This is a genomic window from Bifidobacterium asteroides (genome assembly GCF_009683175.1).
GTDB lineage: Bacteria > Actinomycetota > Actinomycetes > Actinomycetales > Bifidobacteriaceae > Bombiscardovia > Bombiscardovia asteroides_H.
The window spans coordinates 82,748-101,664 of the sequence record NZ_WKKW01000002.1 but is presented as its reverse complement, the minus strand read 5'-3'; the positions used below and the strand labels follow the sequence as shown (position 1 = coordinate 101,664).

Genomic DNA, 18,917 nt, shown 5'->3' with positions numbered 1-18,917 from the left:
CCGGAGAAAGACCACCGGCAATCAGTCCTGGGTTTTGGATTCGGCGGTGGAGGCGGTGACGGCAGGGGCTTCGGTGTGGATGATGTGCATGTGCCGCAGGAGCATGCGGGTCATCTGGCGTCCGGAGCCAGCGCCGTTTCCGCGAACTCCGAAGTAGACCAGCAGGACCATGCCCAGGCAGATCAGTGCCGAGATGCGCAGGGCCCACTGCACGCCGAAGATGTTGGCTGCAATCTGGGTGGAGTGGCCGCCGCCCATGGCGTTGTGGCGCAGGGTGGTGATGGTCTCCATGAGGATGACCAGGATGGGTGCGCCGACAGCGCCTGCAATCTGCCGGGCCGTGTTGGTGACGGCCGAACCGGCTGAAACGTCCTTGGGAGCCAGGTTGTTCAGGGACCAGGTGGTCAAGGGCATCAGGGTGAAGCCCATGCCGATCTGGCGGATGAACTGGCAGATGGAGACCAGGCCGATCCAGGTATTGGCGCCGATCAGGCTCATGGCGATGGTGCCCAGCAGCAGGACCGAGCAGCCCGTCATAGCCACGGGACGTGCGCCCCAGCGGTCCAGCAGCCGGCCGCCGAAGAACTGGGCTATGGCGGTGCCGATGGCTCCGGGCAGCATAACCAGACCGCTCATGGTGGCCGAGAAGCCGCGGTCAGTCTGGATGTACATGGGCAGGATGACGGTGACCGAGCTGAAGGCGAAGAAGGACATGGAGGCGATGATGGTGCCCACAGTGAAGTTCTTGATCCGCAGCACATGCAGGTCCAGCAGGGGCTTGTCGTGATGGAGCTGGCGCAGAACGAACCAGACGATTCCGATCAGGCCGACCAGCATGAAGGGCCAGGTCATGAAGGAGGTGATGGGGAAGTTCTCGATGTTGGTGAAGCCGAACATGAGGCCGCCGAATCCGAAGATGGACAGGGCCACCGAGAAGAAGTCCGCCTTGACGCTGGTGTCACGCTGGCCGAAATTGCGCAGGCCGAAGATGGACAGGAGCAGCGCCACAGCCCCGCAGATGCTCAGCGTCAGGAAGATGGAACGCCAGCCGTTGGCATCGGTCTGCCATCCGCCCAGGGTGGGGCCGATGGCCGGGGCCACGCTCATTGCCAGGCCCACGGTGCCCATGGCCATGCCGCGCTTGGACAGAGGATATATGGAGAAGACGGTGATCTGCAGGACGGGCCACATGGTTCCCGTGCCTATGGCCTCAAGGATGCGGCCCAGCAGAACCAGGGCGAAGGTCTGCGACTGCCAGCTCAGCAGGGACCCCAGGGTGAAGACGGCCATGGAGGTGATGACGATCTGCCTGGTGGAGAAGCGTTTGGTCAGAAAACCGGTCAATGGCACCATGACGCCCATGACCAGCTGGAATACCGAGGTCAGCCACTGGCCGGTGGTCAGGGTGATGTGGAACTCGTCCACAATGGTGGGCAGGGCCGAAGCCAGCTGCAGCTGGGTGAAGTTGCCCAGGAAGGTGATGACGGTCAGGATGGCCAGCGACAGGAAGGCTTCATGGGTGAGCTTTCCGTTGACGAAGGCTCCATCCTTGCTGAGGGTCCGCCCTTGCTTGGCGAGCTCCTGCTTCCTCATGCAACCACCACTTCCTATGGGTTCAGTTTTCGCTGCGCATACCACTCCCTGCGGTGCCGTCCTAGAAAGAAAATCAGGGCATACCGATACCGGTGACACTAAGAAAAGAACAAGAGAGCTAAGCGTCTGACAATGACCTTATAATATACCCGGCTGTGGATTGTGATTGGGTTTTTCCACATGGCTGACGCGGATGCGGCGAGCTTGTCCGGCGGTCAGCGTTTCCAGTATGCTGTGTGAGGCGGGCTTCGCTAATGTGAATACGGGAAGGTCCAACACGGGCTGAAAAGGACGGACGTTTGAAATGAAACGGCGGTCAAGGTAGGTAGCATGCACGCACATGGTCATGGTCGTGGTAGATTCCCGGCCCTCCTCATGTCCCTGGCAATGATGATTCCCCTGGCGGCCTGCGGTGACAATGTTCCTGTTAATGGCGGCGAGACAGGCAATACTGCAGATCAAACCCTCTTCCAAGGCGAGTTCGCCGGATCTGGCGCATCCTCCCAGCAGAGCGCTGACGAGGCCTGGATAGCCGGCTTCCGCAAGCAGCATCCGGGGGCGCGTATCTCCTATGATCCGGCAGGTTCCGGTGCCGGGGTCAATGCCTTCCTTTCGGGTTCGACCATCTGGGCCGGCACCGATGCACCGCTGACCGCCGATCAGCTTGAGCGCTCGCGTAAGGTCTGCGGTTCCGGTACGGCCTTTGACCTGCCTGTTTACGCCACCCCAATCGCCGTGGCCTACAATCTGCCTGATCTGTGGCCCAAGGGTTCAGGCGGCCATCTGCGGATGGACCCGGCTCTGATCGCCATGATCTTCTCCGGAAAGGTCACCAACTGGCGGGACCCGCGTATCGCTGCCCTCAACCCGAAGGCCAATCTGCCCGACCTGGACATCACAGTGATTCACCGTTCGGACAAGTCAGGCACCACGAAAAGTTTCCTCTCCTACCTGCACGACACGGCCGGGTCTGCCTGGCCTTATCCAGCGGGTGAGAATTGGCCCAATGACCTGGGGCAGGGTGCCAAGGGCACTGCCGGAGTGGTCATGACCATGAACCAGGCGAAGGGCACCTTTGGCTATGCGGACGCGGCCCAGACCACAGGGCTGGGCACCGTGGCCGTCCAGGTGGGGAAGACCTGGCAGCCGCCTACAGCCAAGACAGTGGCCAATCTGCTGGATGCGGCCCAGCGTGATCCTCAGGCCAGCCAGCCGGGCCGGGTGGTCCTGGCCGTGGACCATCGCACCAGCCGGGAGCACACCTATCCCATCGTCCTGGTCTCCTACGACGTGGTCTGCGCCACCTATCGAGACGATCGGGATGGATCCAAGGCCCAGTTTGCTAAGGCCTGGTTGACCTATCTGCTGAGCGAGCAGGGCCAGCGCATGGCTGCGGCCAATGCGGGCAGCGCCGAGCTGGGGCAGGGGCTGCGCAGCCAGGCCATGGCTTCGGTTGAGACCATCGGGGGGAAGTCGTGAGCGAGAAACCGAACGAGACTGCAACTCTGAACAAGGCCAAACGGGTGGATCGGATCTTCAAGGCCTGCGCCACCGGGGCGGGTATTCTGATCCTGTTGGCCCTGGCTGCGGTCACTCTCTTTCTGATTCTGCGGGCCTTTCCGGCCTTCACCGGGGACGCGGATTCCCGAACCCACGCCATAATCTCCCTGAGTGGTGGCCGGGCCAGTAGTTTCCTGGGCTATGTGGGTCCGTTGGTTTTCGGCACTATTCTGATTGCCGGTCTGGCCCTGCTTTTGGCCTTCCCTGTCTCCCTGGGCATCGCCCTCTTCATCGGCTACTACGCCCCCATCCGCCTGTCCACGCTGCTCAGCACGGTGATTGACCTGCTGGCCGCCGTGCCCTCGGTGATATATGGGCTCTGGGGGGCTCTGGTCCTGGTTCCCAATATCACCGGCTTCTGGCGCTGGCTGTCTGTTCATTTGGGATGGATTCCGATCTTTTCCGGACCCGTTGCAGCCCCGGCCCGGTCCGTGGCCACGGTGGCCCTGGTGCTGGCGGTCATGATTCTGCCCATCATCACTTCAGTCACCCGTGACATCCTGATCCAGGCCCCTCGATTGCAGCAGGAGGCCGCCTTGGCTCTGGGAGCCACCAAGTGGGAGATGATTCGACTCGCGGTCCTGCCTTTCGGCCGCTCGGGCATCATCTCGGCCTCCATGCTGGGGCTGGGGCGGGCCCTGGGCGAGACCATGGCGGTGCTGATGATCCTCTCGCCAGGCTTCAGCTACTCCCTGCGGCTGCTGCAGGCTTCAAAGAGTCAGACCATCGCCGCCAACATCGCCGCCCAGTTCCCCGAGGCGGACTCCCAGGGTGTGGCCCTCCTGGTGGCCACAGGTCTGGTCCTCTTCATCATCACCTTTATCGTCAACTATCTGGCGCGCAGGATCACAGCAAAGGCGGGTGCGTGATGGCAAGCCGAACTGATCGCGGACCGGTCATCGATTTTGACCGCTTCAGGCCAACCAGGTCCTCCATCCGGGCGCGCAAGCGCAAGGACCGGCTGATGACCGTCCTGATCGGGCTCTCCTTCCTGGTGGCCCTGATTCCGCTGGTCTCAGTGCTCTGGGTCAGCCTGTCAAAGGGGGTGCAGCGGCTGACACCGGACTTCCTCACTCACAACATGAGCGGCGTGGTAGGAGGCAACCCCACGCCGACCGGAGGTTATGGCGGCATTCTGCACGCTGTAATCGGCACCCTGGAGATCACCTTTGGATCCATGGTCATATCCATTCCGGTGGGTGTCATGTCCGCGGTCTACCTGGTCGAGTACGCCCATGGAGGCCGCCTGGCCAAGGCCATCAGTCTCATGGTGGACGTGATGAGCGGGATCCCCTCCATCGTGGCCGGCCTCTTCGCTTTCTCCATGTTCGCCCTGGTGGTCGGACCAGGCACCGTCAACGGCCTGGCCGGTTCGGTGGCACTCTCCCTGCTCATGCTGCCCACGGTGGTCAAAACCTCCGAGGATATGCTGGCCGTGGTACCCAACGACCTGCGGGAGGCCGCCTATGCTCTGGGAGTGACCAAGCAGCGGACCATCACCAGCATCGTTCTGCGCACGGCCCTGCCCGGCATCGTCTCGGGGACCATCCTGGCTGTGGCACGTGTCATCGGGGAGACAGCACCCCTGCTGATAGCCTCGGGCTTCATCGCCACCACCAACCCCAACCTCTTCTCCGGGAGGATGACCACCCTGCCGGTCTTCGTCTACAACGAGTATTCACAGGGGCTGGCCGTCTGCGGACCGGGGGCCGATCCGGGATGCCTGACCGACATCCACATGCAGCGGGCCTGGGCTGCAGCCCTGGTACTGATCCTTATCGTCCTGCTGCTCAACCTGCTTGGGCGGCTGGTCTCGCGCATCTTTGCTGTTGGGCGGACCCGTTGAGCGCCGCCATGAGAGAAACGGAGGCCGGAACATGGGCCAACGCATAGACATCAACCACCTCAACGTCTACTACGGCGACTTTCTGGCCGTCCAGGACGTGAACATGCGCATCCAGGCCAACAAGGTCACCGCCTTCATCGGCCCCTCCGGTTGTGGCAAGTCCACGGTTCTGCGCACCCTGGACCGCATGCACGAGATCACTCCAGGGGCTCATGTGAGCGGGCAGGTGCTCTTGGAGGGTCGTGACCTTTACGGACCGGATGTAGACCCGGTCGAGGTGCGGCGGGACGTGGGCATGGTCTTCCAGAGGGCCAACCCCTTCCCGACCATGTCCATCCGGGAGAACGTCCTGGCCGGCATACGGCTGAACAAGAAGCACATCGCCAAGTCGGACGCGGACGATCTGGTGGAGTGGGCCCTGCGCGGAGCCAACCTTTGGAATGAGGTCAAGGATCGCCTGGACAAGCCGGGCATCGGGCTCTCGGGCGGTCAGCAGCAGCGGCTCTGCATCGCCCGTGCCGTGGCCGTACACCCCCAGGTCCTGCTCATGGACGAACCTTGTTCGGCCCTGGACCCCATCTCCACCCTGGCTGTGGAGGATCTGATCAACGAGCTCAAGCGGGACTACACCATCGTCATCGTCACCCATAACATGCAGCAGGCTGCCAGGGTCTCGGACTATACGGCCTTCTTCAACCTCAAGGCCGTGGGTCAGCCCGGCCACCTGGTGGAGATGGACGACACCACAACCATCTTCTCCAACCCGCACGAGCCGGACACCGAGCGCTACATCTCCGGTCGCTTCGGCTGAGACGGAACCGGTCCGCGCACCCGCCCGTCAGGTATCATGGTTCCGGCATCCACGGAAGGAGCGAGGGCATGGGAGTATTGCTGGAACCGGCCACCCTCTTGGGCATCATCCTGGTGGGCTACCTGTTCAAGCGTTTTGGTCTCTTTCGTCCACTGGACTACCGGGTGTTGCAGACCGTTGTGTTCGATCTGGTCCTGCCTGGGGCCATCATCTACTCCTTCGCCACCAACCCACACGATCCCAGCCTTCTTCTGGTCTCGGCCTTCGCCTTCGTGGCCTCGCTGATTCCGCCCCTGGCCATCTTCCTGACCAGCAGGCATCGGCCCACGGCTCAGCGGGCTTTTCTTATGCTCAACGGATCGGGTTTCAACATCGGATGCTTCTGCTTCCCCATGCTTCAGTCGTTGCTGGGCACGGCGGCCCTGGTGCCCGCCGCCATGTTCGACATCGGCAACTCGGTCATGGTCTCTGCCGGGACCAACGTCATGACCCAGGGGCTACTGCATATTCGACCGGGCCAATCCCTGGATCCCGATGCGGGGGAGCCGGTCAAGCTGGATGACCCGGATGCCCGCAAACTCCATCGCAAGGCTGCAGCCATCTCCATAGCCAAGGGCTTCCTGAGCTCGCCATCCTTCGACACCTACATGGTTATGGTGTGCTTTACCTTGGCCGGAATCTCGTTGCCGGACTGGTCGGCCCAGATCACCCGTCCATTCTCGGCCGCCAACGCCTTCTGCTCCATGCTTATGGTGGGCATGCTCATGGACCTGCCTGGCGGAAGGGATGATGTCAAGTCAGTATTGCAGATTCTGGCCTGGCGACTGCCCTTCGGCATCCTGTTCGCGGTGGCCGCATGGTATCTGCTGCCCTTCGAACCCCTGATCCGTCAGGCGGTGGCCCTGTGCTGCCTGGCTCCGACGGCGGTTTTCGCCACCATGTTCACCGACAAGGTTCTTGGCAACGCCCGTCTGGCGGGATTCACCCTGGCTCTGACTGCGGTGATCGGTGCCGTGCTCATGGTTGTGGCGCACCTGCTGATGGGTGCCCTCTGAGGGTTCAGTCCTGCTTATTGTCTTTCTTGTCGTCTTCGCCCTGGTCGCGGCGTTCCTGCTCCTGACGCAGGGTGCGGCCCTCGCGGGTGCGCTGCTTGTTGACCGTGGCGGCTGCAATCCGTTCGGCAGCTCGTTCATCCTGACCACGATCGACCTCGCTGTCATGCACGTGCTGATACTGCTTCTGATCGTCCGGATCCCAATGATTGTTCCTGGCCATATGCCCCTCCTCGAAAGCGCCGTGCCCTTCAACTCATCCCCATGCGGGAGGGCTTCAGGGCCGTGCCGGTATGCCGATTATAGGTGAGCGGAAAGTCCTGCAGCGGTATTGGAGCTCAATAGGAGGGACCTGTAACAGAAAAAGCCGAGTGCTCGTGATATTCTTTCCTTGTCTCATCGCCAAATAAGACAATAAGGAATCGAATATGCATAAGCTATTTCGGCTTTCGGATAATAATACCACAGTCTCTACGGAAGTGGTAGCAGGTATCACCACCTTCTTCGCCATGGCCTACATCATCGTGGTCAATCCCTCGGTGCTCTCCACGGCGGGGATGCCTTGGGGCGCCGTCTTTCTCGCCACCCTGATCGCTGCCATCATCGGCACCCTGATCATGGGTCTGGTGGCCAACGTGCCCTACGGCGTGGCGCCAGGAGTCGGACTGGATGCCTTCTTCACCTTCACCGTGGTCAAGGGGCTGGGCTTCACCTGGCAACAGACCATGTGCATGGTCTTCCTGTGCGGCCTGATCAACATCCTGGTCACGGCCACCAAGCTGCGCAAGATGATCATCCAGGCAATCCCGCCTCTGCTTCAGCACGCCATCGGCGGCGGCATCGGCGTTTTCATCGCCTATGTGGGCTTGCTCAATGTGGGCATCATCAAGTTCTCGCCTGACAAGACCTCGGCGGCAGGAGCCAACCCAGGGCTGACCACCTTCAACACCCCCGGTGTCATCCTCTTCGTCATCGGCTTGTTGCTGACCGTCTTCCTCCTGATCTTCAAGTTCAAGGGCCATCTGGCCTTCATCAACAAAGGCGCCTTTGTCATCGCCATCATCGCGGTCACGCTCCTGGGCATTCCCATGGGGGTCACCAGCATGGCCAAGTCGGTCGATCTGGGACAGGCCTGGTCACAGCTGCCGCAGACTTTCCTGGCCATTTTCAGTCCGGAGGGCTTCCCTGCCCTCTTCTCCGACCCGGCCAAGCTGCCAGTGGTTCTGGTGACCATCTTCGCCTTCTCCCTGTCGGACACCTTCGACACCATCGGTACCTTTGTGGGCACCGGTCGGCGCTCAGGCATTTTCTCAGCCGAGGATGAGCAGGCTCTGGAAACCGGTCGCGGCTTCAGCTCCAAGATGGATAGGGCCCTGTTCGCCGACGCTACGGCCACCTCCATCGGCGCCCTCTTCGGTACCTCCAACACCACCACCTATGTGGAGTCCGCTGCGGGCATCGCAGCCGGTGGCCGGACCGGACTGACCTCGGTGGTCATCGCCGCCTGCTTCGCGCTCAGCGCCGTCTTCGCTCCGCTGATTTCGGCTGTGCCTTCGGCGGCCACTGCGCCCGTCCTGGTCATTGTGGGTTGCATGATGATGAGCTCCTTCGCAGAGATTGAGTGGGGCGAGCTGTCTGAAGCCATTCCGGCCTTCTTCACGGCCATCTTCATGGGCTTTGCCTACTCCATCTCCTACGGTGTGGCCGCAGGTTTCATCACCTACTGTCTGACCATGGTCTGCAAGCGCAAGGGCAAGGAGGTCCACCCCATCATCTGGGCGGTCTCGGCCCTCTTCATCCTGGACTTCGTGCTCCAGGCCGTGCTCTGAGCACGGTTTCGCAAACACAAGGCATCCACAAGCAGCCATTCGTCAGAACCATTGCTCAGCTGTGCAGATAGTCGTCATGCTGTTGTCGGGTTGATCTGACTGTTTGAGGGTGTGAATAGAGCAAATCAGGCACAGAGACCGCAGCAGGGTCCCGCCACCTATTATCTAGTGGCGGGGCCCTGCTCGTTCGTGCCCGTCAGTGCTTGTGCCGAGCGGCAGTCTTTCCACCTGGTCCACTTTGTGCCTCAAGGCGCTGCCGTTTGGCAGCCAGACCACTGACTGCAGCCAGTGAGCCGACCATAACGATGACGAGGATGCCTGCTTCTCCTGTTAAGGGGAGGACACCATAGTGGATGAAACGGAAGGCATTGGTCTCATCGTTGGGCTGTGGAGCCCCATTGAGTGTCCAGGCGATGCTGACAGTCGTATCGCCGGCATTATGGTTCGGTGTCAGCACGGTCCAGGCGCCATCCGGCTGCCCCGTGAAGCTCAGGCTGGTTCCACTGACACCTCCGAACTGCACTGTGGACGGGGTGCCCAGTCTGAAGGGGAAGAGCACGTTGACAGGGGAGTAGACCGTTTGCGTCGCATTGTTCCCCAACCTTCCTTGGCCATTGTCTCCCCACCCCAAGGTGCTGCCGGTGGAGGCTATGGCCAGGGTGTGGCCAGTCCCGGCGCTGATCTTGACGAAGTGGTCGATGCCTGACGGATTGCCCATCCTGGTTGGCTTGTTCAGGCTGCCTGTGCCTCCGGTCCCCAACATGCCTGACGAGTTTTGGCCCCAGCCCCAGATGTTTCCATTCTGATCCAGCGCCAGTGAATTACCGCTAGACCTGCTGCTTGTCAACTGCCTGAAGGTGCTGACGTTTGCAGGCATGGTTACCAGGGACGGGGCAGTCCTCGTGGTGGTGTCGCCCAGACCGAGCTCTCCATTGCTGTTCCCGCCCCAGGACCAAAGGCGTCCCAGATCGTCGAGGGCGGAGGAGTGGCCGCTGCCTGCGATAATTTGAACCGGCTTGAATCCGCCTGTCGGGTTGGTGCCCGGTTTGGCCTGGACGGGTGTAAAGGTGTAGCCGTTGAGTGCTACGTCGCTCGTGTTACCCAGGTCGCCGTTCTGGTTCGATCCCCAGCCCCAGGTACGGCCCTGGGCGTCAGTCGCCAGGGAATGTGAGCCGCCCGCACTGACCTGTGCATAGTGGAATCCCGTCGTCTCGCCTTGCGGGGTTGCGACCTGGACGGGTCTGGTGGTGATCCCTGTCGTTGCCACAGTGCTTGAAGGAACGCCCAGTTTGCCGAACTCATTTGATCCCCAGCCCCAGGCTCTGCCCTGCCCGTCTACGGCCAGGACATGAGTGATGCCTGCGCTGATGCCAGTGAGAGTGAAGTTTGTTGCCGTCATACCGCTAGGGGCCTGCACGCGAATCGGGTTGGAGCTGTATGCGGCTGAACCATTGGTGGCAACGGCATTGCTGCCCAGCTGTCCAGAGCTGTTAAGCCCCCATGCCCAGATATGGCCCTGGCCATCCAAGGCCACTGAGAAGGCTTTTCCTGCACTGACCTGTATGAATCGGTTCACGCCTGTTGGTTTGGGAATCTGCACCGGGGTCAAGCGGTCCGTCTTGGTCCCATCGCCCAGCTGTCCGTATTTATTGGCACCCCAAGCATAGATGTTTCCATCCGACCCGAGGGCCAATGAATGATCATCGCCGGCGCTGACCTGGCTGAACCTAATGCCCCGCGCTGCAGGGGGTACCAGGGTCACCTTGGTCTGACCGCTGTCGGGCCCCTGCTTGGGAGAGGTGGTCCATCGCCCGGTGCCTGCCGTCCAGTGGGCTGTCAGTTTCAGGGGACCCTTGACGGGGGAAGCAAAGTCATAGGCCGCATCGCCGCTGAACCAGCCGTCGAAGAGGAAACCAGGACGGGTCGGGTCTTGATCCGGTCTGGAAGCCGTCCGGTCCTCGACGACCGACTGACTGGTGGGCTGGCTGCCATCAGCCTTGTCAAAAGTGACGGTATAGGAGGGCGGGTCATAGGTGTAATCCAGGATGTCATCGGGTTGCGGACCATAGAGATTCCAGGTGATGGCCGTATCCACTCGACCCTTCCTATGAGCTGGCGTCACCACCTGCCAGTTCGTACCTGCTTTTTTCAGATTGCTGCCCAGTGTTTGATCGAATTTGACCGCAGTAAGATCCGGTGTAAGCGGGAAGGCCGCCAAACCAGGCGTCAGCCTCATTGCTTTGCTGTTGTCATAACCCGTGGGGATGGTCGGATCACCCAGTTGGCCTCCGCTGTTCCACCCCCAGGTATACAGGTTCCCATCTGACCCCAAGGCTAAGGATTGCTCCCAGCCAGCATAGAGCCGAACCCAGCTGGTTTCCTGTCCAGCCACGGATGGTTTAGGCTTTTGCACAGGCCGGGGTCTGGTGATGTGGCTGGTCTGGCCGGTAGGGACGTCTGGCAAGCCCAGATCGCCGTACCAGTTGACGCCCCAGGTATAAAGATTGCCATCTGAACCGATGCCCATGCCGTGGTAGTCCCTGCCCATGACCTGTTTCCAGGTGAATCCTGCAGGTGTCCCATCCGGACGAGGTATGAAAGTCGGCACATGCCTGTCTGTTGTGGTGCCGTCTCCCAGACGCCCGCTGTCGTTCCACCCCCAGCCGTAAAGATCCCCGTTCGTAGTGATGGCGAAACTGTAATCGGCTCCTACATTGAATTGCGAGAAGGTGACCCCATTGGGCTGAAGGACTTGGGTGGGTGTCAAACGATCTGTTGTGGTACCGTCGCCTAGGCGACCATAACTGTTCCATCCCCAGGCATAGAGTTTTCCGTCGGATCCCATGGCCATGGAACTGTACCGTCCCGTGGCCGGCTGGGTAAAGGTGATTCCCGCCGGCTTGCTTACGGGGACGGGTTTAGTGCTGTATGCAGCTGGATTGTTGGGACCTCTGGGAACGCTGGTATTGCCGAGTTGCCCATATGCGTTGAGTCCCCATGCATAGAGATTGCCGTCTGATCCCAAGGCCACAGTATGGTCCCACCGGGTTTCTGCCTGCTTCCAGGTAAATCCTGGCGCGGCCCCATCAGGCTTTTTCACCGGGACAGGTCTGCTGCGATTCTCGGTGGTTCCATCGCCCAGCTGTCCAGAAGCATTGAATCCCCAAGTGTAGAGGTTGCCATCCGAACCCATGGCCAGAACGGAATGATCACCAGCGTCCACTTTCGTGAAAATGAATCCTTTTGGTGCATTGGCTGGCTTAGATACTTTTATTGGGGATTGGCGATCGATGTTTGTACCATCGCCTTGCTGACCGTAAGCGTTTTTGCCCCAGGAATAGATGTTGCCGTCCGAGCCAAGAGCCAGTGACTGGGTGGATCCTGACGTGATCTGTGAGAATTTGATGCCCCGGGTCGCTGGGGGAGCCACCGTCACAGTGGTGCCCCCTGATATGGCTCCATGCGCAGGTGTCAGGGACCAATGGCCGTCGCCTGCTGTCCAGTTTGCGGTCAGCTTCAGGTTGTTGGTGACGGGCTGGTTGAAGTCGTAGGCTACCTGGCCGATAAACCAGCCATCGAAGAGGTATCCCTTCCTGGTGGGATCGGTCGGTCGTTTCGCCAGACCTCCCGAAAGGACAGTCTGAGAGTCAGGGGTTGCTGTGTCGGCTTGGGTGGTGTCAAAGGTGACCGAACATTGATTATTTGGGCAGGAGCTTGTCGATCGGGTGGAGGGGGCAGGGCTTGCTGAGCCTTGTGAAGTGGGGGATGGAAAGGCTGGAGAGGGTGTTGTTTGGATAGGGGAATCCAGCTTCTGAGTTTCTGTTGGCGAGGAGGCAATAGAAGGAGTTTGGGTTGAGCTGGGTATACCAGGGGTCACCCCTTCGCCTTGATTTTCCATGCTTTGCGATGCTGTCGGGGATGCGGTGGCATCCGCCTGTGCCAGGTCAATTCCCGAGAGATTTCCTAAAATGAGCCCTGAGGCGATAATGGCTGCAAGAGAAGCTATACAGCATGCACGACTTCTGGATGACGATTGCATACGGTCCCCTTTGAAAGCAACGGCGCATGCAACGTGGCACCTGTATTCCCAGCTCAATCCCCATGACCGACGTGCATGACGTTCAATCAAAATCAGTTTATATCATGTGGTTCTGGAATACCAAGTTCTCATTGAGGCCTGTCTTTTGCTTTGGTGGTCGGATTCGCGGCAGGAAATTGGGATTGGTTGTTTCGTGGATATAAAAAGAACTTCCGGTAAGCCGAACCAGCCTGCCGGAAGTTCCTGATTAAGTTGTATGAAAAGGGATCAGTACCAGTTGGTCGCCTGGGATTGGGCCCATGCGCCGCAGGGGTTTCCGTAGCGGCCTTGGATGTAGCCCAGGCCCCAAACAATCTGGGTGTGGGCATCGGTCTGCCAGTTGGGACCGGCCGAGGCCATCTTGCTACCCGGCAATGCCTGAGGAATGCCGTAGGCGCCAGATGGGTTGGAGGCATTGGTCCGCCAGCCGGACTCCTTGTTCCACAGCTGCACCAGGCAGGTGAACTGGTCCTCGCCCCAGCCACGGGAGGTGACCAGACCGTGGGCGATGCTTTGGGCCGTACCTACGGGGACCGTGGTGGTGGTCGAACCTGACTTTGCGGGAGTACCGCCGCCGGTGCCCACCAGAACCACCTTGTCGACGGGGACCGTCTTGACGAAGGAGGCGAAAATGTTGCTGGTCAGGTGCTTGTTGCCGGCTGCCGTGACCAAGCTGGTGGTCTCCATGACGCCGTTCTGTCCCTCCGTCTTGACTTTGGTGGTGCCTGCCGGGAGGGAGTTGGTCTTCTCTTCGATGGTGTTGAAGGGAATGGGCGACTCCTCCGTCTTGACCTGGGCGTCGGCCCGGTCGATGCGGATGACGGTCTTCTCAGTGACGCGAGTGGTCAGAGATGGGGTGATCTGGTCCCCGGGCTGCAGGACGATATCCCCGGCCTCCAGCACGGATTTGACATCGGTGAAGCCTGTACCCAGGACCACCTTGTTCTTCCCATTGATCTGCACATTTACATAAGATGTGTTCGCGTTAGCGCCGCCCGCACCGTTGCGGATGGCCTGCCTGGTGCTGCCGCGGGACACCGTGTCCGCATCTTGGGTGGCGGAATAGGACGTTACGCCTGAATTGGCCGAGCTCTCAGTGGATGTGTAGAAGTCGCGCGAGACGAAACCCGCACCAACGACCATGCCGAGAACAGTGACACCGGCAGCCAACCGCAGCCACTGACGCTTGGTCAGGGCCTTGACCGCACTCATCCGTCCTCTACGGTGGTTCGCCATTACTCTCCTCTGTTGGACCGACAGATCCTCAGTGATCAGTCGACGTAACGCTTCCTATCGACCGCATGCTTCCGGTAGCGCCGAAAGGGTCACTGGACAAACACGGCACTACTTTAGTGCAAATTGGCCTGGGAGCCAACTCGACTGACTCAGGCCTGTGCCGGGGTTGACAAATCGGCCTTGCGTGCCTGGTCGATCAGGTCGTCCAGGTCCGAAGACCTGAGAGCACCGGCCTGCTTGAAGATGATCTGCCCCTGCTTGGTGATCATCAGCGTGGGCACCGCCTGAATGTCGGCGGCCGCGGCCAGATCCTGGTTCTGATCGATGTCCACCTTGCCGAAGACGATGTCGGTGTTGGCCTGCGAAGCCTTCTCGAAGATAGGGCCGAAGGCTTTGCAGGGTCCGCACCAGGTGGCCCAGAAGTCAATCAGCACCAGGTCGTTGTCCTTGATGGTCTGCTCGAAGTTTTCCGAAGTAATAGTCGTGGTGGCCATGATAACGCTCCTTGAAGTCGTTTGACTGTCGCGCGGGAAGCTCCCGTGCTTAGCAACCGCTTTCAATCATCAGCATTCCATCAAGGCTGGAGAAAGCGCCCGAATATGCTCTGGGTGGAGATGTCCGCCGGGGTTCCGTGAGCGGTCAAGCCTGGTACGGATAATGGAACCATGCCAGTGCTGAACGACGAGATTCCCGATGATGACGACTTCGATGCCGATCGCGACCGTGGCGCCTTCTCACACATCACCCCGGAGGACTTCAACCGCGGTTTTTCGGGCTCGAATCCCCCCGGGTGGTTGGACCGTGACGCCATCGACCGTGCGCGGCGATGCCTGCCCATGCCCTATGTGGAGGTGGTGCCGGTTCGTGTGGATGACATGAGTGCCGTCACCCAGGTCGGCACCCTTCTGCGCGTGGACGATCAGGGCAACATCGAGCGCACCCTGATCACCGGAAGGATTCTCTACCACGAAACCATCAGGGAGGCCCTGGCCAGAAACATCGCCAAGGATCTGGGCCAGCTGGCCCTGCCCATGCTGCCTGCCAGCCCCCAGCCCTTCACTGTGGCTGAGTTCTTCCCCACGCCGGGGGTCTCGGAGTACTACGATCCGCGTCAGCATGCCATCGCTCTGTGCTATCTGGTGCCGGTGGCCGGGGACTGCAAGCCCCAGGACGAGACCCTGGATGTGGAATGGATCGATCCCAAGGGGGATATGCTGGAGTCCTTCATGAGCCAGATGCCCGGCGGGCATGGCAAGGTGCTGATGGGCGCCCTGACCTGGGCCGGTGCACTATGAGCCGTGAATCCTTGGAGGCGGGCATGAACATTGCCAATACCGTATATCGGCAAGGGGAGGGGCTGCCGCTGGTGCTGGTCCATGCATTCCCTGTGGATCACCGCATGTGGGATCGGTGCGCGGCCTCTTTGATTGCCCAGTCGGATCGTGCAGGTATGACCCCCTTCCCGGTCTATGCTCCGGATATGCCTGGAGCGGGCGATTGCCCCCTGCCCGGGCCGGCATCCTGTGGCCCGGTGGACTCTGATGGTGCCCTGCCAGGCGCACTGGATGTCATGGCCCGTGCCTTTGTGGACATGATCGCCGCCACTGGTGCACAGAAGGCCATCTGGGTCGGACTTTCCATGGGCGGTTACCTGGTCGAGGCCGTAGCCAGGCTTTATCCGCAGATGGTGGCCGGTCTGGCCCTATGCGACACAACTATGTTGGCTGACCGTCCGGCCTCCCGGGCCAGGCGGCTGCAGATCGCCCGAACCTGCGAGGAGGAGGGGACGCTCAATCCGGTCATGCATTTCGCCAGGCCCCAGGAGGGTGATTCCAGGGTCAAGCGTTCGCCCGCCTTCGTGCAGACCATGACCGAATGGATACAGTCCCAGGATCCCCGGGGCATCGCCTGGCGGGAACGGATGGCTGCGGGCCGCCCGGATCAAAGTGATCTGGTCGGCCGCATCAGGGTGCCCGTGGCCCTGGTCAGCGGCCGCTGCGACCCCTCCAGCCCTCCACGCGCCATGGAGCCTCTGGCCCAGGCCATGCGTCAGGCCGGCACCGACGTTACCTTCACTGCCATTGACGACTGCGGCCACTTCAGCGCCGTCGAGCACCCGGATCAGGTGGCCGCTGCACTGCTAGACCTGATTGGCCGTATAGGGAGGCAGTCATGAGCGATTCCGAAACGATCTTCTCCCCGCTGGCCCTTACCGAGCCCCTGCCCTTCCTGCCTCTGGCTCAGGGGGATGTGGACTACGACACGGCATCGCGGCCGCAGCCCGGTCTGCTTGACCGATTGCTGGAGCAGGACGGCACTGGGGTCATCCTGGTGCGGGGCGAGAAGGTGGCCGTGCCCAAGGGCAAGGGGGCGCTGGCTGGCCGCACTGGAGCCAGCATCCGTCTGGCCACAATGCCTGCTGCATACTTGCGAGATCCTCTGACAGGCTCGGCAGACCAGTTCGAGCCGCCCTGCTACTACCTTGGGAAGGCCGACCAGCAGGCCTGGCTGGCCCTGGATCTGGATCTTGCCTGCACCAATCAGGCTGTTCAGGACCCTCTTCGTGATCTGGCTCAGGCCGCGGATCAGCGCTTCGACTGGCTTGGCCTGCGCGAGTATGCCCCTCATGGACGTCCGCGTCAGGTGGGCCTGGCAACCTGTGCGGTCGCCCTGTCCGTATGGCATGGACGTCAGGCTTTCTGCCCCCACTGCGGCGCGCCGGTTCATCCCTGCCAGGCCGGATGGGCCCAAATCTGCCAGGGGGATGAATCAGGGGACCAACACACGCTCTTTCCCCGCATCGAACCCGCAGTGATCATGGCCGTGGTGGATGGCCGCGATCGGCTCCTGCTCCAGCACAACCAGAAGTGGCCTTCCGGCTTTCGTTCGGTCACTGCCGGATTCGTCGAGGCTGGGGAGAACCTGGAGCATGCAGTCCGGCGGGAGACCCTGGAAGAGGTGGGCCTGAACCTGGGGGAGATGCGGTATCTGGGCTCCCAGCCCTGGCCCTTCCCGGCCTCCCTGATGGTGGCCTTCAGAGCCAGATCCCTGAATACGGACATCCGGGTGGATGGTCAGGAGACCGATGAGGCCGACTGGTTCACGCGGGAGGAATTCAGCGCTGCTCTGGCCTCGGGCCGGTTGCGCATACCTCAGGCGGCCAGTGTGGCCAGACATATGATTGAGCAGTGGTACGGCAGCGAGCTCTGATTCATCCGAGTGGTGTTGCGCCCTCGGACCTGGTCGCGTCGTAAGATATTTCAAGGAACTGTCAGCAGCGAAAGGTGTGCTATGGCCATGGAGGGGCAAGAAGAGCCTCGTATCTCGGATGTCGACCAGGCCGAAACTGTGACCATGCCGCCGGCGACCGGGGAGGGGCCCGACCCTGTGGACCTGTTCGCCGACGAAGAAGCAGAGCGGGCTTTCGGCGCGGGTGCCGCCCACAAGGCTCCTTCCAGCGGTCATCGCGGACGCACCATCCTGGCCCTGCTGCTTCTGGCTGTGCTGATTCTGGTGGGTTGCTGGTTCGGCGTCCGTGCCTTCTTCCGTGATCGGGTGGCCCCCGGCGTCACCCTGGGTGGGCAGGCCATGATGGGTCGGACCAGGGACCAGGTCCGGCAGATCGTCGATCGGCAGGTTCGTGAATCCCAGGTGGAACTCAAGGGTGAAGGCACCTCTGCCCGAGCGGGACTGAAGGATCTGGGCGTCAGCGTGGATTCGGATGCCACGGTCACCAAGGTCATGAACGCCAAGGGCTCTGCAGGCCTCTCACGGCTGAACCCCTTCCATGGCGAGGCGGTGCCTCTGGTGGCCGAGCGGGATCAGCTGGCCATGGACAGGTATCTTACTGAACGTTTCATCCCCCGCCAGGAACGCTCCGTTCCCTCCACCATCGTCTTTGACCAAGGCGCACACGTCTTCCGGCCCCAGGAGGGTCGCGGAGGCAAGGCGCCTGAGCTGGGCCGCGTGCAGGATGCCGTCTCATCCTTGATAGACAAGCCCGGCAGGCGTCTGGCCGTAGGGGTGGTCTATAAGGACGTGACCATGCCCATCAGCCTGGATACCGCCAATCAGGTGGCCTCCCAGGCCAACCAGCGGCTGGCCAAGGATCTGGTCATCAAGGGCGCTGATGATGACCTCATGACCGTCCCGGCCGCCACAGTGGCCACCTGGGTCAAGCCGGTCACCGATCTGGACAAGGGGACCATGGAGCTGGGCTTCGATCGGCAGGCCATCAAACAGTATCTGGACCAGGAGCTGGCCCGGCAGCTGGACCGGGATATGGTCACCGCCGTCAACGTCAAGAACACCAAGGGCGATGTGGTGGCCGAGACCACCAAGGGAGTGGACGGTGTCCGGGTAACGGATGTGTCCGCCACGGCGGACCTGGTCGTCAAGGCCCTGGAAGAGGGCGACACGAATCCCGTCCAGGCGAGCGCCGAGATCACACCCCACAAGGAGCAGACTCGGGTGGCCCGATACGACGTGCCAGACGGCGACATCTGGATCCAGGTCAACCTCAGCGACCAGACCGCCACCGCCTACCACGGCACCACCCAGGTCAAGACCTTCCCCATATGCTCAGGCAAGCCCGATAACGGGAAATGGTCCGACACCGGCACCTTCTTCATCAATGTGCGCTACGCGGTCCAGACCATGCGTGGGCAGGGCTACGTCACGCCCAATGTCAAATGGGTCTCCTACTACAACGGCAGCGAGGGCTTCCACACGGCCAGCTGGAACTCTGCCGGCATTGCCAAGGGCGACCCTGCCCAATACGGATCCCATGGCTGCATCAATATGTATGAGCAGGACGCCAAGTGGATCTTTGACAACGCCCCAATCGGGACCATGGTCAAGGTGGAGGGGCAGGTTCCGTCGGGTCCGGCCCGCTAGGAGCGCCTGCCGCGGC

The 18,917-nt window shown here is 61.3% G+C and carries 15 protein-coding genes; 10 read left to right on the top strand and 5 right to left on the bottom strand.

Annotation, left to right across the window (positions count from 1 at the left end):
* Positions 1-21: 21 nt before the first annotated feature.
* Positions 22-1,593, bottom strand: coding sequence for an MDR family MFS transporter (locus GKC41_RS04450; RefSeq protein WP_045935071.1), 1,572 nt, complete (start codon positions 1,591-1,593; stop codon positions 22-24).
* A gap of 330 nt (positions 1,594-1,923) precedes the next feature.
* On the opposite strand from GKC41_RS04450, the gene GKC41_RS04445 reads away from it, so the two are divergent.
* From GKC41_RS04445 to GKC41_RS04425, 5 genes are all read left to right on the top strand, one after another.
* Entirely contained in the window at positions 1,924-3,072 is a 1,149-nt protein-coding gene (locus GKC41_RS04445) for a phosphate ABC transporter substrate-binding protein PstS (RefSeq protein ID WP_154313149.1), read from the top strand.
* A complete protein-coding gene (pstC, locus tag GKC41_RS04440) occupies positions 3,069-4,022 on the top strand; it encodes a phosphate ABC transporter permease subunit PstC (protein ID WP_324612040.1) in 954 nt (317 codons plus the stop codon). Before GKC41_RS04445 ends, pstC begins: the two co-directional genes overlap by 4 nt.
* Positions 4,022-4,999, top strand: a complete 978-nt coding sequence (gene pstA, locus GKC41_RS04435; RefSeq protein ID WP_154313148.1) for a phosphate ABC transporter permease PstA — start codon at positions 4,022-4,024, stop codon at positions 4,997-4,999. Before pstC ends, pstA begins: the two co-directional genes overlap by 1 nt.
* Before the next feature lie 31 nt (positions 5,000-5,030).
* Entirely contained in the window at positions 5,031-5,810 is a 780-nt protein-coding gene (gene pstB / locus GKC41_RS04430; protein WP_024627440.1) for a phosphate ABC transporter ATP-binding protein PstB, read from the top strand.
* Positions 5,811-5,878: 68 nt separating this feature from the next.
* On the top strand, positions 5,879-6,865 hold the full coding sequence (locus tag GKC41_RS04425; protein ID WP_154313147.1) for an AEC family transporter: 987 nt from the start codon (positions 5,879-5,881) through the stop codon (positions 6,863-6,865).
* 4 nt (positions 6,866-6,869) lie between these two features.
* Here the strand turns inward: GKC41_RS04425 and GKC41_RS04420 are convergent, their stop codons facing one another.
* A complete protein-coding gene (locus tag GKC41_RS04420; protein ID WP_154313146.1) occupies positions 6,870-7,085 on the bottom strand; it encodes a hypothetical protein in 216 nt (71 codons plus the stop codon).
* Between the two features lie 205 nt (positions 7,086-7,290).
* Here GKC41_RS04420 and GKC41_RS04415 point away from each other — a divergent pair, with 205 nt between their 5' ends.
* The gene (locus GKC41_RS04415) at positions 7,291-8,691 is read left to right on the top strand and encodes an NCS2 family permease (protein WP_154313145.1); all 1,401 of its coding nucleotides are present in this window, start codon (positions 7,291-7,293) and stop codon (positions 8,689-8,691) included.
* Between the two features lie 196 nt (positions 8,692-8,887).
* On the opposite strand, the gene GKC41_RS04410 is transcribed toward GKC41_RS04415, so the two are convergent.
* From GKC41_RS04410 to trxA, 3 genes are all read right to left on the bottom strand, one after another.
* The gene (locus GKC41_RS04410; RefSeq protein WP_195760161.1) at positions 8,888-12,589 is read right to left on the bottom strand and encodes an InlB B-repeat-containing protein; all 3,702 of its coding nucleotides are present in this window, start codon (positions 12,587-12,589) and stop codon (positions 8,888-8,890) included.
* 408 nt (positions 12,590-12,997) lie between these two features.
* The gene (locus GKC41_RS04405) at positions 12,998-14,005 is read right to left on the bottom strand and encodes a G5 domain-containing protein (protein WP_154313143.1); all 1,008 of its coding nucleotides are present in this window, start codon (positions 14,003-14,005) and stop codon (positions 12,998-13,000) included.
* Between the two features lie 149 nt (positions 14,006-14,154).
* Positions 14,155-14,499: a thioredoxin gene (trxA, locus tag GKC41_RS04400; protein WP_015021417.1), complete on the bottom strand. Its 345-nt coding sequence runs from the start codon at positions 14,497-14,499 to the stop codon at positions 14,155-14,157.
* A gap of 171 nt (positions 14,500-14,670) precedes the next feature.
* Here trxA and GKC41_RS04395 point away from each other — a divergent pair, with 171 nt between their 5' ends.
* The 4 genes from GKC41_RS04395 to GKC41_RS04380 all read left to right on the top strand — a co-directional run bounded on the left by GKC41_RS04395 (position 14,671) and on the right by GKC41_RS04380 (position 18,901).
* Positions 14,671-15,300 (top strand): NUDIX hydrolase family protein, encoded by a 630-nt coding sequence (locus GKC41_RS04395; RefSeq protein ID WP_110424936.1) that lies wholly within the window; start codon positions 14,671-14,673, stop codon positions 15,298-15,300.
* 23 nt (positions 15,301-15,323) lie between these two features.
* The gene (locus tag GKC41_RS04390; RefSeq protein ID WP_154313142.1) at positions 15,324-16,181 is read left to right on the top strand and encodes an alpha/beta fold hydrolase; all 858 of its coding nucleotides are present in this window, start codon (positions 15,324-15,326) and stop codon (positions 16,179-16,181) included.
* Positions 16,178-17,215 (top strand): NAD(+) diphosphatase, encoded by a 1,038-nt coding sequence (gene nudC, locus GKC41_RS04385; RefSeq protein ID WP_154313141.1) that lies wholly within the window; start codon positions 16,178-16,180, stop codon positions 17,213-17,215. Before GKC41_RS04390 ends, nudC begins: the two co-directional genes overlap by 4 nt.
* Positions 17,216-17,302: 87 nt before the next feature.
* Positions 17,303-18,901 carry a L,D-transpeptidase family protein gene (locus tag GKC41_RS04380; protein WP_195760160.1) on the top strand — a complete coding sequence of 533 codons (1,599 nt, stop codon included), beginning with the start codon at positions 17,303-17,305 and terminating at the stop codon, positions 18,899-18,901.
* The last annotated feature ends 16 nt before the right edge of the window (positions 18,902-18,917 follow it).